General features: G+C 36.7%; 12 protein-coding genes. 7 read left to right on the forward strand and 5 right to left on the reverse strand.

What is annotated here, in order from left to right:
- The first annotated feature begins 5 nt into the window (after window positions 1–5).
- Both MKY46_RS23315 and gnd read left to right on the forward strand, forming a co-directional pair.
- A complete protein-coding gene (locus MKY46_RS23315) occupies window positions 6–1,352 on the forward strand; it encodes a GntP family permease (protein ID WP_036127149.1) in 1,347 nt (448 codons plus the stop codon).
- 25 nt (window positions 1,353–1,377) lie between these two features.
- Complete coding sequence (gnd, locus tag MKY46_RS23320; protein WP_340835558.1) at window positions 1,378–2,778, forward strand: decarboxylating NADP(+)-dependent phosphogluconate dehydrogenase; 1,401 nt, start codon at window positions 1,378–1,380, stop codon at window positions 2,776–2,778.
- A gap of 58 nt (window positions 2,779–2,836) precedes the next feature.
- On the opposite strand, the gene MKY46_RS23325 is transcribed toward gnd, so the two are convergent.
- Window positions 2,837–4,381, reverse strand: coding sequence for a histidine kinase N-terminal 7TM domain-containing diguanylate cyclase (locus MKY46_RS23325; RefSeq protein ID WP_330493800.1), 1,545 nt, complete (start codon window positions 4,379–4,381; stop codon window positions 2,837–2,839).
- A gap of 106 nt (window positions 4,382–4,487) precedes the next feature.
- Here MKY46_RS23325 and MKY46_RS23330 point away from each other — a divergent pair, with 106 nt between their 5' ends.
- Entirely contained in the window at window positions 4,488–4,820 is a 333-nt protein-coding gene (locus tag MKY46_RS23330; protein WP_340835561.1) for a BRCT domain-containing protein, read from the forward strand.
- A 78-nt stretch (window positions 4,821–4,898) separates the two neighbouring features.
- Here MKY46_RS23330 and MKY46_RS23335 read toward each other — a convergent pair whose 3' ends face one another.
- The gene (locus MKY46_RS23335) at window positions 4,899–5,552 is read right to left on the reverse strand and encodes a peptidylprolyl isomerase (protein ID WP_036127157.1); all 654 of its coding nucleotides are present in this window, start codon (window positions 5,550–5,552) and stop codon (window positions 4,899–4,901) included.
- Window positions 5,553–5,729: 177 nt separating this feature from the next.
- Complete coding sequence (locus tag MKY46_RS23340) at window positions 5,730–7,604, reverse strand: leucine-rich repeat domain-containing protein (protein ID WP_036127159.1); 1,875 nt, start codon at window positions 7,602–7,604, stop codon at window positions 5,730–5,732.
- Window positions 7,605–7,885: 281 nt separating this feature from the next.
- Between MKY46_RS23340 and MKY46_RS23345 the strand changes: the two genes are divergently transcribed.
- From MKY46_RS23345 to MKY46_RS23360, 4 genes are all read left to right on the forward strand, one after another.
- Window positions 7,886–8,851: a tRNA dihydrouridine synthase gene (locus MKY46_RS23345; protein WP_036127161.1), complete on the forward strand. Its 966-nt coding sequence runs from the start codon at window positions 7,886–7,888 to the stop codon at window positions 8,849–8,851.
- 180 nt (window positions 8,852–9,031) lie between these two features.
- Window positions 9,032–9,394 (forward strand): DUF2085 domain-containing protein, encoded by a 363-nt coding sequence (locus MKY46_RS23350; RefSeq protein ID WP_058844091.1) that lies wholly within the window; start codon window positions 9,032–9,034, stop codon window positions 9,392–9,394.
- A gap of 21 nt (window positions 9,395–9,415) precedes the next feature.
- Window positions 9,416–9,697 carry a tryptophan-rich sensory protein gene (locus MKY46_RS23355; RefSeq protein WP_058844090.1) on the forward strand — a complete coding sequence of 94 codons (282 nt, stop codon included), beginning with the start codon at window positions 9,416–9,418 and terminating at the stop codon, window positions 9,695–9,697.
- 295 nt (window positions 9,698–9,992) lie between these two features.
- Window positions 9,993–10,316 carry a zinc-ribbon domain-containing protein gene (locus tag MKY46_RS23360; protein ID WP_058844089.1) on the forward strand — a complete coding sequence of 108 codons (324 nt, stop codon included), beginning with the start codon at window positions 9,993–9,995 and terminating at the stop codon, window positions 10,314–10,316.
- Between the two features lie 175 nt (window positions 10,317–10,491).
- Here MKY46_RS23360 and MKY46_RS23365 read toward each other — a convergent pair whose 3' ends face one another.
- Both MKY46_RS23365 and MKY46_RS23370 read right to left on the reverse strand, forming a co-directional pair.
- On the reverse strand, window positions 10,492–10,698 hold the full coding sequence (locus MKY46_RS23365; RefSeq protein ID WP_058844088.1) for a TM2 domain-containing protein: 207 nt from the start codon (window positions 10,696–10,698) through the stop codon (window positions 10,492–10,494).
- Between the two features lie 279 nt (window positions 10,699–10,977).
- On the reverse strand, window positions 10,978–14,781 hold the full coding sequence (locus MKY46_RS23370) for a chitobiase/beta-hexosaminidase C-terminal domain-containing protein (protein ID WP_340835568.1): 3,804 nt from the start codon (window positions 14,779–14,781) through the stop codon (window positions 10,978–10,980).
- Between the last annotated feature and the right edge of the window lie 48 nt (window positions 14,782–14,829).

Genomic DNA, 14,829 nt, shown 5'->3' on the forward strand with positions numbered 1-14,829 from the left:
AATACATGCCATTAGTTATTGTAGGTATTGGTATTATTGCGCTATTAATTTTAATCATGGGCTTTAAATTAAATACATTTATCTCATTAATCATTGTTTCATTTGGTGTGGCATTGGCTCTCGACATGCCTTTAGATGTCATCGTGAAAACGATTGAAGCAGGATTAGGTGGTACGCTAGGTCACTTAGCATTAATATTTGGACTTGGAGCTATGCTTGGCAAGTTAATTGCGGATTCAGGCGGTGCACAGCGCATTGCCATGACCCTTGTAAACAAATTCGGTGAAAAGAACATCCAATGGGCTGTTGTAGCCGCATCCTTTATTATCGGTATCGCTCTTTTCTTTGAAGTAGGGCTTGTGCTATTAATCCCTATTGTCTTCGCCATTTCAAGACAATTAAAAGTTTCTATTTTATATTTAGGAATTCCTATGACAGCAGCCTTATCCGTCACACATGGATTTTTGCCACCACATCCAGGACCAACCGTCATCGCTGGTGAATTCGGGGCAAATATTGGTGAGGTCTTGCTTTATGGCTTTATCATCGCCATTCCAACCGTTATTTTGGCAGGGCCATTATTTACAAAGTTGGCGAAAAGATTAGTGCCTGAATCATTCAACAAAACTGGGAATATTGCTTCTTTAGGTGAACAAAAAACATTTGAATTAGAGGATACCCCTAGCTTTGGCATAAGTGTCTTCACTGCACTATTACCTGTGATTTTAATGTCCCTTGCCACTATTATTACACTGCTACAAAAAACAATGGGCTTTGAAGATAATGGCCTCTTAGCAGGTATCCGCTTCATCGGTGAAGCTGGTACGTCCATGCTAATCTCCTTATTAGTAGCTGTTTATACAATGGGAATAGCCAGAAAAATTCCGATTAAGCAGGTAATGGAATCCTGTACAACAGCCATTTCACATATTGGTATGATGCTTTTAATCATTGGGGGCGGTGGCGCCTTTAAACAGGTATTAATCGATGGGGGTGTTGGGGATTACGTTGCCGAGCTATTCCATGGAACTACCTTATCACCGATTTTACTGGCGTGGATAATTGCCGCTATTTTACGTATTTCATTGGGGTCTGCTACAGTGGCTGCTTTAACAACAGCAGGGCTAGTCATTCCAATGTTAGGTCAAAGTGACGTGAATCTCGCTTTGGTTGTGCTGGCAACGGGTGCAGGAAGCTTAATTGCTTCACATGTCAATGATGCTGGTTTCTGGATGTTTAAAGAATATTTTGGGTTAAGCATGAAGGAAACGTTTGCTACATGGACGTTGCTAGAAACAATTGTATCTGTAGCTGGTTTAGGATTTATTTTATTACTTAGTTTATTCGTTTAAGAAATGTAAAAAAGGAGCGAGCACAATGTTAAATACAATAGGCGTTATTGGTTTAGGTGTTATGGGCAGTAATATTGCTTTAAACATGGCTAATAAGGGCGAGCAAGTGGCCGTTTATAATTACACACGAGATTTAACCGACAAACTACTACAAAAGGTCGAAGGACAAGCGCTTACTCCTTACTATGATATCGAAGAGTTCGTACAATCTTTAGAAAAACCAAGAAAGATATTTTTGATGGTGACAGCTGGGAAGGCTATTGATTCCGTTATTCAATCTGTAGTGCCATTCCTTGAAAAAGGCGATATTATTATGGACGGTGGTAACTCTCACTATCAAGATACAGAGCGTCGATATGATGAATTAAAAGCACAAGAAATCGGTTATTTAGGAATTGGGATTTCAGGCGGTGAAGTGGGCGCATTGACAGGGCCATCTATCATGCCTGGTGGTGATCAGGAGGTCTATGACAAAGTAGCACCTATACTTACAAAAATCGCAGCACAAGTGGATGGTACACCATGCTGTACGTATATAGGTCCTAAAGGTGCAGGCCACTTTGTTAAAATGGTGCATAACGGGATCGAGTATGCAGATATGCAGCTAATTGCTGAGGCCTATACGTTTTTAAGAAAAAATGTAGAATTATCTGTTGAGGAAATTGCTGATACTTTTGAAACATGGAATCAAGGCGAATTAAAAAGCTATTTGATTGAAATTACAGCTGAAATTTTAAGAAAAAAGGATGAAGTAACAGGTTTACCACTAATCGATATGATTCTTGATAAAGCAGGTCAAAAAGGTACTGGAAAATGGACTAGTATGCAATCCATTGATAACGGTATCCCTACATCGATTATTACAGAAGCCTTATTCGCTCGCTATATTTCATCATTAAAAGAGGAGCGGGTTCGAGCTGAAGCTATACTGTCAGGGCCGAACTACAATCCACAAAAGCAAGATAAAGATGTGTGGATAGAAAACGTACGTCAAGCCTTATATATGGGTAAAATCTGTGCATATGCACAAGGCTTCACACAATATAAAATGACATCTGAGCTTTACAACTGGAACTTGCCATTAAAGGATATTGCCTTAATTTTCCGCAGTGGCTGTATTATTCGTGCAGAATTTTTAAATGTGATTAGTGAAGCCTACCAACAGCAACCTACACTTGATAATTTACTAATTGACTCTTACTTTGCAGAAAAGACAAAGGACTATCAAAACGGCTTAAGAAAAATAGTTTGTGAAGGCATTCAAGCAGGTAATGCGTTCCCATGTCTAAGTGCTTCTCTCACATATTACGATAGTTATCGAACAGGCTCATCTAATGCGAACATGTTACAAGCACAACGTGATTATTTTGGCGCCCATACGTATGAACGTACTGATGCAGAAGGTGTTTTCCATACAAATTGGTAATTAAAAAGCTAAAATATACATCATTCCTTCCATGAATGATCGTATATTTTAGCCTTTTTTATTCTAAATAAACATGTACTCGATTACGTCCCGCTTGCTTTGCTCCATACAGTGCCTTATCCGCTTTATTTAAAAGCTGATACAATGTCTCTTCTTCATTTGTTCCTTCAGCTACTCCACAGCTAATAGTAGCGTAAATAGCCCCCTCAATAGTCATAAGAGGTTGTGTTTCTACACAGTGACAGAGCTGCTTAGCTAATGCTTCCCCCTTAGACAATGAATAGCCCTTGAGTGCAAGAACAAATTCCTCACCACCATATCTTGCAAAAAGCTCGCCTTTTTTCAATTGACTCTGACAAACCTGTACAACATGAACAAGTAGCTGATCGCCGACAGCATGACCATACGTATCATTGACACTTTTAAAATAATCAATGTCCATTAATACTACTGTAAATGCTGTTGATGATGCTCTTATCTCGCTGAAGGCTTGATTACATTGTTGAAAAAATGCTCGACGATTATAGATTTGTGTCAGTTCATCATAATAAGCCTGTTGTTCTAACATCCGTTGTAGCTTCTTTAACTCTGTAATGTCGGTAAAAATGAGTAAATGCCCATTACCATGATTAACATGCCGTAGCGCTGATATGCGTACCTGGTAAGTATGACTCATAAGATCAAGCTCTATTTCTTGCGTATTCATCGTCGTCTCTAATGTAAATGGCATCGTTTGCCCAGTTACTTCAAGCCATAGCTTCCTAAAATCCACACCAAACATAGACCGAGTTAGTTGAGGGAACACCTTGCTACATGCTTGATTAAACTCTATTAATCGAAACGACTCATCTAACACAATGACCCCATCATTGATACTTTGAAATATAGCATCTTTGGCAACAGGCATTACACTAAATAAACGGGAGGAATTAATAGACCATAAATACAACAGAGAAGAAATCCATAAGACCATTGGAACAGGATCAACCCCTTGAGGTGTTAGACCCAATAAGTATATAAAAGCAGTGATCATAGGAATTAACTGACCACACATTAAGGCAATCAGTTGTTGGCGATAAGTTTTACTTGTTTCTTTCCAATACTTTACTATTAGTAAAAAGGATACAAACATACAGCCAAACGTAAATATACCATGAATGATGTACCATATACCGATTTCCTGATAAACATAAGGAGCCCCTAACACGGGATCAACTTCAAATATCTTATAATGAAAATGGTGCATATCATTTGTAGCAACCATTATTAAACTAATAAAAGGGATAGCTAGAAGGGCCATTATCTTTTTCCTTGACAAATGAAAGCCCAAATATTGCATGATAAACAATAAACCGAGCGGTGTTGAAAAAGCCATACCTACATATTGAATGGCTGTCCAAAACTTTATTGCGTCCAGTGTTGTAGCTATTAAACCAAAAGCAGAGGCAAAACAATATACCGTAATTAACGCCGTATACCCTATAAACAATTGCGCAATTTTTGCGTAATTGTAGCGTTGTAGAAATACGTATAAACATAAATACAAATTTAGAAAACCCGATGTACAGCTAAGAGTAATAAAAGCAGTCAATTGCGAATTCATGTGTATGTACCTCTTTAAATTTTTTATTTTTAATGTAGCATACATGCAAAATTTTGTGGATTTATTTATTATCTAAAATGAAAAGAGAATGTTAAGGAGTACCCATATGACGAATAAGAACAACCTAGAAATCATTTTCCACCCTGATTCAGCCGAAAGCCGAACACACCCCTTTTATAAAAAACAAATCGTTTTTACAGGGGCTCTTTCTACAATGACCCGTTCAGAGGCTGCCAAACAAGTAAAAGCCTGTGGAGGGTCCTTGCAGGGAGCTGTTACACAGCAAACGGATTTCGTCATCCTTGGAGATAAACGTCGTGGCATCAGTAGCAAACAGCATAAGGCTGAACAGCTAGTTACTCAAGGGCACGACATCCAAATACTGATAGAGGACGATTTTTTATGGCTTATTTCAATACCAAAGGAAATTGACAAGTAAAAAGAGTATGTAAGATTTCACCTCTTACATACTCTTTTATGTCTATATTATTGTTTTTATCAATAAATTCTAGATTAACTATTTATTGACCTTAGGCGCTGGATAATCAAAGCCTTTTGTATCCACTTCTACCTTTTTCATTTGCTGATCTTCTAGCGGCTTATCTGTGGCATCTCGCTCAACCGCAACAATGGCATCGACTGTTTCCATACCCTCGATCACTTTCCCAAAAGCAGCATAATCCCCATCAAGATGTGATGCTTCCTTTACCATAATGAAAAATTGTGAACCTGCAGAATTAGGATCTTGCGAACGAGCCATCGAAATAACACCACGTTCATGCTTCATATTATTGTCAAATCCATTTGATGAAAACTCACCATCAATTGAATAATCAGGTCCACCAGTACCATTCCCTAAAGGATCTCCACCTTGAATCATAAAATCAGGAATTACACGTTGGAAAATAAGACCATCATAAAATCCTTCTTTCACTAAGGAAATAAAATTAGCGACTGTATTCGGGGCGACAGTAGGTTCTAATTCAATGACAATTTTTTCATCATTGCTCATCGTAATCGTCACAATTGGATTTTCCTTCACTTCCGCCGCATAATCCACTGTGTCTCCTTCAGATTTTGCTGTGTCTTTAGCGGTACCACAGCCTGTTAAAACAAAAGTGATTGCTAGTAATGATAACACTAAATAAACACCTTTATTACGTGCGAACATATTTTTCAGCTCCTCTACTTAACCATCTATTCATTATAAAACTATCCGATTGCTTAAGACAAATAAATCCAATACTCATCTCGAGCCTTATTCTATCTAAAAACAAGTACCAGCCTCCTTTATGACTGGTACCTAATTTGATTACTAAGTGAGTTCATGTTAAAAATACACTTGACTTTAATAAATGAGAATTCCTTTGTCTAAAACAGATTGATTTTGAACCTGATTTCCTAAAATATATAGCCTTTTTAGGTTAGGCATATTCACTAAAGGCTCTACATCTGAAATAGCGTTATTTTCTAAATGAAGCACCTCGATTTGTTGCCAATTTTTCATGAAATGTAACGATTGAAGTGAACTATCCTGTAATGTGAATGAACGTAAAGCTGAAAGGCCAGCAAAGTAAGGCATGATCTTATCAACCTCATCTATCCAATCACTATTACCTATTTGAATCGATACATCATTCAAAGTTAAATGTTCCAACACGTTGTTTGTTAATGGTTGTTGACTATTAAATTGAAAATTGCATTCAGAACAATTTAATGTCTTTACGTGCTGTAAATTGAATAAATCACCTGTTTCTTCATAAAAAATGGTCTCATTAAAATGAATTGTTTGCAAACTAGGTAGGTCATTTAAGGAACGAACGCCCGTGAAAACCCCATACTCCTTGACTGTAAGCTTTTCTAGCTGTGGGTATTTCAGAAATGCTGCACCATTCAATTGCGATTCCGATCCACTTATATAAACAGTCAAATCTTTTAAAGTGGGTGCCTCTAACTTTTGTATAAAAGAACCCTTTAGCTCCGCCTTCTTCAAATTGGGTGCTGCAATCGGTGATGTATCGCCATAATAACCAGCTAATGATAACTCAGTGAGTGATGTCAGACTGTTCACAATATCAAGCAATTCAAATTGACCTGGAGAAGATAAACGTAGCTTTGTCAAAGATGATTTATTTCTAAGCTTTTCTAAATTGGCAATGTTCATATTTTCGAGATCAAGCGATTGTAGGTTAGGCATATTTTGTAAAAAATCAAGCGTTTTTAAATTTCTTACCGATGTAAGCTTCAATTCTTGTAATTGATTCAGTGAATAGAAGGAGCTAAAATCGGTCGCTTCACTATTGTCTATCGCTAACGACTCTAAATCAGTTAATGTAGACAACCACTTCAAATCATTGGAAAATTTTAAAGACAATGATTTTAGTGACAATTTATTAAGAAGCTCAAAATCCTTAACTTCTTCAGTCACATAAGATATTTCAAGTGATTGGAGATTCGGAAACTCTAATAATAAAGCAAGTTCCTCATTACTTCGAATTTGGATAGAGAGCTCTACAATATTAGACTTATCGCTAAAATATTCCGCAATTTTACTAAATGATTCATTAAAGCTACCTGTATAGCTTTTTAAGTTTTTCAGATGTCGAAAGCTTACCTTTTCACTTTGTGCTATTTCATAATCATTCATGAGCTTCAATACAGTTAGTCCAGTAAAGGCTTCAAAGTCCTTTTGTTCGATTTCTTGCGTATTTAATAACTTATCCATCATGATATAGGTAGAAATTTCAGCTTCCTTATTTGTAAATGGATCGTCTAGACTGTAATCAAAATGCCATTGATCATCAGAGTAGTAGGGGGCCAAATATCGAATACTTGCAATCTCTTCTTTAGTTGGCATTGCTCCACCCTTATCAAAAATGTCCCTTAAAAAGAATAGAAGCACTTCACTTTCAGGCATTGTTCGAACAGCTATTTTTTCATGGTTTCCATGCTCTGTTTGATTACTACTAAAAAGAAAATACCCAAGAAAGGCACACAAGAAGACAATCGGTACAATAAGAAGTGCCTTTAAATTCGTTTTGGGACGTGTAGCTGTATTAGGAGCAGCTGTACCATAATAATGATTAATCGTTTGATCTACATAATAGACTTTATTTTCTTTCAGCATTATTTCAGTTTCACAAAAAGGACATTTAAATGATTGCCCTTCTTTATATTCAATTTTCCCATTACAATTCGGACAATTTAGTTGAATTAATTCCACTGGCAGTCCCTCCCCAGCTCTATTTTTCATTAAGCTTAGTTGTCTGAAAAATAAATGTCAATATTTCTAAGAAATACTAATTATATCTTTTACCATGTTCAAGACCCTAAACGGCAGCGAGGACCTATCAAGGTTTTTCCCCTTTTCCTTCTCATCAAATTTCCCACTTTCAAATAAGATACCGTTTCTTGTATCAAGCTAAGCCCCTAGCTATGTAGAAGGACAGTAAATATGGTATCTTTTTGCAAAGGTATTATTTTCGAAAGTGAGGATTTTCATCAATGCATCAACATAATTTTTGGCTTGATTTACCACGGCCATTTTTCATTTTAGCACCAATGGAGGATGTGACAGATGTTGTATTTCGTCATGTCATTAGTGAAGCGGGGAGGCCTGATGTATTTTTTACGGAATTCACCAATACAACAAGCTATTGTCAACCTGGCGGCTTCGAAAATGTACGTAACCGCTTAGCCTTCACTGAAGATGAGCAGCCAATTGTTGCCCATATTTGGGGAGACAACCCTGAGCATTTTCGTCAAATGAGCATCGGTATGAAGGAGCTAGGCTTTAAAGGTATCGATATTAATATGGGGTGCCCGGCCGATAATGTGGCTGAGAGAGGTAAAGGAGCCGGCTTAATTCTTCACCCTGAACTAGCCTCAGAAATAATTCAAGCAGCAAAAGCAGGTGGCTTACCTGTTAGTGTAAAAACAAGACTTGGCTTTACAGATGTAGCAGAGTGGCGTGCGTGGCTCAGTCATATTTTTAAACAGGATATAGCTAATCTTTCTATCCATCTTCGGACACGAGAAGAAATGAGCAAGGTCGCAGCACACTGGGAATTAATTGCAGACATCAAAAAGCTACGGGATGAAATTGCTCCTAAAACGTTGCTGACAATCAATGGAGATATCCCTGACCGTTTAACAGGTCTAAAACTAGTGGAGCAATACGGCATCGATGGAGTCATGATTGGCCGAGGCATATTTTCAAACCCATTTGCTTTTGAAAAAGAGCCATCAGAGCATAGCGCCAAAGAATACCTTAACTTACTATACTTGCACCTCAACCTTCATGATCACTACTCTAAGGAATTCGAAATGCGTTCATTTAAAGCATTGCAACGTTTCTTTAAAATATATGTGCGCGGCTTTAAAGGCGCTAGTCAATTACGAGTTCAATTACTAAATGCAAATTCCACCGATGAAGTACGTGATCTTCTAGCAGCCTACACTGCTGAGTAAATCTTCAGATAAGATACGACATACGCTAAAGGAGACTGGCTATAAGCCAATCTCCTTTTTGCTTTACTTGTAATACATATTAGACCTTAAAAGGGAGTGAAAACTAAATTATAAGGTATATTCCATAATTTCTATTTATGTTATATACTAAACGCTAGAATAATAAAGGGGTTTACAAATTTGGTAAATAATATTAATTTCATACTGCGGGTATTTTTCTTTTGCCATCAAAGACCGGACCGTTCTTTCCATTATAAGGGGCGGAAACTCCCTCTATGTGCAAGATGTACTGGTATGGCAGTAGGTTACCTCTTATCCATCATATTAGTCATACTCTTAGGCATATTTGATTTATGGATAATAGCCTTATTAATTTTACCAATGGCTATTGACGGTACAGGTCAATTATTTGGTAAATGGACAAGTAATAATAATAGACGGTTCCTTACTGGATTAATTGGTGGAATCGGCATTATTTATATTTTCTACACTATTGGTTACCAATTTTTTTTATTTGGTCAATATGTTGGAAGAAGACTATAACAAAATATCGGAGGTACAATTATGTATTGTAGAAACTGTGGTGAACATATTTCCGAATACGCAGAAATTTGTGTCCACTGTGGTGTCCGCGTAAAAAATGCAAGTGGAGAAGACACACCAAACTGGGCTGTTAATATAATTACACTTTGCTGTGTGCCACTTGTTGGGTTAATTATGTACTTTGTTTGGAAAAACGAAAAACCAGTTGCGGCTAAATCAGCCTTAATGTTCTTCTTTATTAACATAGGAATTACCATATTATTCTATATTATAATGTTCATTATTGGATTATCGAGTTATTAAATCAGGTATACATATGACAAAATTCTGTCTCTTATTAGGCTTTAATCAAGCAATGTGTATTAGCAGTAATATTATACTTAAAGGAAAAATTAGTATAAGCTACAGATTCTAATAACGTTGCAATTAGAGGAATTGTAAGTTTTTCCTAGTTGTTTAAGCCAATAATAATGGGAAATATGTCAAAAGAGCTTATCTACTTTAATTATTACGCCTATTAATGTCATTAAACGAAGAAAAAACAGCAAGGCAAGTTGATTAATAAATAAGAAATTTTTAGTATGTAAGGGGTTCTAATATGTTTTGTCCTAATTGTGGTTCTAGCGTTGACGAAAATGCCGAAATATGTCTACATTGTGGTGTCAACGTATTAAAATTTAACAACCAAGTAAATGTAGCAAAAAATGATAACCCAAATATTTGGGTTAATGTCCTCAGCTTATGCTGCTTCCCTCTACTTGGCATTATCCTCTATTTTATATGGAAAGACACACAACCAAAAGCAGCAAAGTCTGCTTTAATCTTTGCATTATGTGGGCTAGCTCTTTCAGTTATTATGATGATTATTGCATTTGTAATAGGCGTTGTAGCAGAAATGATGAATGATAGCTATTATTATTAAATAATTCTGCCACAGTGGTCTGGTATGGTAATCTGCTTATTCCACCATAAACAATAAAGAAGGGTAGACATTTATATGTCTCCCTTCTTTTTATCGTATGGCTATAAATAAAAGCAACAAGCTTAAAAGTATGTATGTATGAGCCAGCCGTTTTTTATTTCAATCATTTTAACTATTAAGATTTTATAAGATGACCATCTTTATCAGTAAATTTACCAACGATAATCATAATCAAATCGATCAATGTCCAAATACCCAATCCACCTAATGTGAAAAACATTAAAATACCTGTACCAATTTTACCAACATAAAAACGATGAGCCCCTAGACTTCCTAAAAAGAAACAAAGTAATACTGTTGCTACAAAATTTCTGTCTGACATATAAGCACCTCCAATCAATTCATAAATACTATATTAAACCCTATTAAATGATTATATTACAAATAAAGTATTTTTCAACATTTTTTCCTTTTAATTATAAAAATAAGGATATTTATTTGTTGATATACATATCAAAATTTTCTAAAACGTATGGACTAGCTTTACAATAAAAAAAATAGGCATATTCATATAATCTGAATATGCCTAACTATTAAAAATGTATTACTTGCTTCAGAAGATGATGATGCCAATAAAATTTGTGTTTAGCATCCTTAGTTTTTATTTAAACTTAATTTTCTCTTCCGAAGCTCCTTTAGTATATGTTATGTTCGCTCCAACAGGTAAATTTCGAATTTCTTTTACATTTTCCCCTTCAATAATAATTTCACCCATTTTCGTTCCTTTAAAGTCAATAATCGCATTTCCTTTTTTGGGACTAATCGTTACCGTTTTGTCCGCAAATCCTTCACCATGGAATTCAGCATATTGACTAAATACCGCAATCCCATTTTTAATATTTGTATTTTCCCCTAACGTTAACGAAACACTTGGGCGATTCACTATTAATTTACCTGTTTTGTAGTTATTAAAGCTATATACATTTTCAGGTAATATTGGTGTTGGTATTTCTTCTTTCCCTGCCTTCAAATCAATTTGAACTAATACTGGGTCATGATCCGATGCTCGACCTTGTGCCTCTGTAAAGTTCGCATTAATATGAATCAAGTCAATTTCGGTAACATCAGCAAGATTATTCGAAACTAAAATATGATCCAACACTTGATTATTCCCTTGGAAGAAGTACGTAAAACGGTCTTTTTCTGGGGCTTTATCTACCATATTCGTTAAAACATCACCTTTTAACGTTTCAAGTGCTGGTGTGAATTCAAAGTCATTCATGTCCCCTGCTACAATGATATTTAAATTCGGATTCATTGCAAGACCTTTATCGATAAAGTCATTGATGGCTTGAGCTAGCTGAAGACGTTTCGTTACTGATTCTAATACTGGCGGCTGTGTTGGCCCCCAAAGTGAACCATCCCCACCTTTAGAATTTAAGTGAGCTCCAATAATGACTACACGCTCTTCCTGGAATTCAAATTCCACTGCAATTGGTTTACGTGTATCTACAAATTTTGATGGATCAACAAAGCCAGGATTTAAGGCAAGACCTCCATCTGCTGTCCACGTATTCGCTTGGTCACCTACTCCCTTTATACCTGTCACTAATGAAACACGCGTCGGGTTATATAAGTAACCTACACGAATATTACCACCAGGTGCTCCACCTACTGTATTGTTAATTGGCATGACATCAATCCAATCATAGGCGGGGCCACCTGCAGCTTTAATTGCATGAATTAATCGCATATAGCTTTCCGATGCATCAGCATTTCCTGAATCAATTTGCCCATCATTATCTTGTACTTCGACTAATGTAATGATATCTGGTGACTTCATGTTTTTCACAAATGTCGCTGCAATTCTGTCTACTTTTTCATTTGATGTATTGGCAACATTATTCGAAAAGTTTTCGATATTATAAGAAGCGACATTTAACTTGTCCGCTACTGGTTCAAGATACGTCACTTCTTGTTGAAGATTTGCCTTTGTCACTTCCGGGAAGACCTTATTCGTGTTCAGTCGATAGCCATCTGTAAAATTTTCTACAAATCCGATAAGCGCTTCATTAAAACGATCACCTGAATCATAATTTTTCCCTGCTACCCCTTCAAGCATAATTTTTTCAGGGTTATAATCGTCGACAGCAATATTTAAACCACCATTCACATTAAATGTATTATTTGTTGTGCTCGGTACAACAATTGGTGAATCATTATTATAAATCGGTCCAATTACTCTCGCATCCGGGAATGATACCCGCATATACTCGATGGATTCCCAAAAGTCGATGCCATCTTCTTGTGGGTCAAAAACGGCAAAGCCATCATTATCGATAATTTTATTAGGTGGGAAAAGGTCCTCCCCTATCACAAGAGCTTCTGGAATTACTGCCGTACCCGTTTTTGTCATAGTTGTTGCTGAAATTTGCGTATCTGTCAATCGAGAGTTTCCACCTGCTTCTATTACATTTCCTGCTACTTTAATAACATCCCCTACTTTTACATTATGTGCCGACTTATTTACCTTGATTGCTGTTGATTTTACGCCATCGAACATCGGCCCATTTTCTTGCATAATAAAGCTAGTTGAATTGATGACGAATGTAACAATTCCCTCTACATCATTTACTGTTAAATCGACATATGGTGATTTATGGCTTGCCCCTTGAATATCGCTAATTTTTGCATTTTTAGTATCAATAATTTCATAAACAAATGTAGCAATCGCACTGTTCGTTAAACCTTCTTTCACCGCAATCGCTTTAATCGTCATTGGTTTATTAACAAGAATTTCTCCTGTATACTTTGTACTAGCTGTAGTTGGTGTTGAGCCATCCACTGTGTAATAAATGGTTGCACCTTCTGTCATTGTAGAAAGCGAGACTTTCGTGCCCGCTGTTACGCCCCCAACGTGAGAGGCTTTGATATCCTGAACCTTTGTTACATCTTCAATAATGCGTATCGGAAGCAGTTGGTGGTTTGTATATTGACCAATAATTCCTGTAATTTCCCCATACGTTTTTCCACTCACTAAACCTGAGTCACGTGTTTTATCGTAAATAGCAAATGTGCCTACATCATCTGTTCCGGTAAAGTTTTGACCTGAACCAGTAATGGCAACATTTTTAATCGTTACTAATTTCGACTCATTATCTTCTGCAACCTCAATACTTTTAATAATGTGTGGCTCTGGTATTGTCGAAGGAATAGGCATGCCAACAAGCGAAATATTCATTAATTGCTTTAGTCCGCTATATTCAGCTACTTGACCTTGCACCGTCACCCGATCACCGATATTAGCAGTAAGACTATCTACAGGATAAATGGCTATCGCCGCACCATCTTCATCTTGAATGTGCGCTGTAGCAGTTTCTAATTTTGCTGTTACAATACCTGATACGATGACATTTTGTCCGATTTCTTTATGACGAGCTTCCGTAATGGAAATAACTGTTGGCTGTTCTTTAACTGCATAATGAAAGGACGCTATTTCACTATCATTTAAGCTTGTTGCTGTAGCAAATGCTTTGATCGTCATTGCTTCATTGACAACAATGCCAGCTGCCGCATCATAAACCGCACTAGCTGTTGACGGTTCAGAACCATCTATCGTGTAATAGATTGTTGCATTTGGCGTATCTGTAGACAATGTTACTTTTGTTCCTACATAGACTTCGCCTGTTGCTGGAACAGCTTTAATATTCGCTACTTGTGTTGGCTCATAATTTAATACTAATTGGAAGCTTTTCGAGCTTAACGTTTTTAATTGATAAGTTCCGTTAAAAATTGAAGCAATCCCTGTCACGGTAATCACATCATTGTTATTGAACCCATCTGCTTCAAATTGAGAGAACTGATAGCCTGTACGGTTATCATGGCGAATTAACAGCTCGTTATATGCTGCATCGACTGCTTTAAATTCAAATGTACCAGACGTACCAGATGGCTTTAAATCTTTAATCTTCATATTTTCAAGTGTAATTAATTCACCTTGCATACTGTCATCAATCGGTAGATTCACTGTTTGTGGCGCTGGTGCTGTCCCAGTTGAAATTCGTTCAATTATCGGTGAATTAAATTGAACCTCTCCGCTATATAAACTCGTTTTCCCTGTGATTTTGACAATATCTCCAACAGCTAAGCTCCCTGCTTCGGGAGAACTGGAGAAAACATATACTCCTGCTGAATCATCCTGTACATAGAAGGCCTTACCTCCCCAGCTACCAGGTGTTGTCGTAACCGTCCCTTGAATTTGGACTGTGCGGTCCGTTCCAACCGCTGCACGAGCTTCAGCAATTGTTAATTCAGAAGTTGGATCCAATTGACTGACCGATTCCCCCACTCCAATAGCTTCTGTCGTTTCCGCCTTTGCAATTGTTAAGTAAGGCAAAATCATAGAAATTACAAGTAAAAATGATAAAGCTATCTTGGAAACGACATTACATTCATATTTCTTCATTCGTTTAGCTCCTTATGATTTTTTATCTATACAATCAACTTTTTCCCT

The organism is Lysinibacillus sp. FSL M8-0355, assembly GCF_038008985.1.
In the GTDB taxonomy this organism is placed as follows: Bacteria; Bacillota; Bacilli; order Bacillales_A; family Planococcaceae; genus Lysinibacillus; species Lysinibacillus fusiformis_D.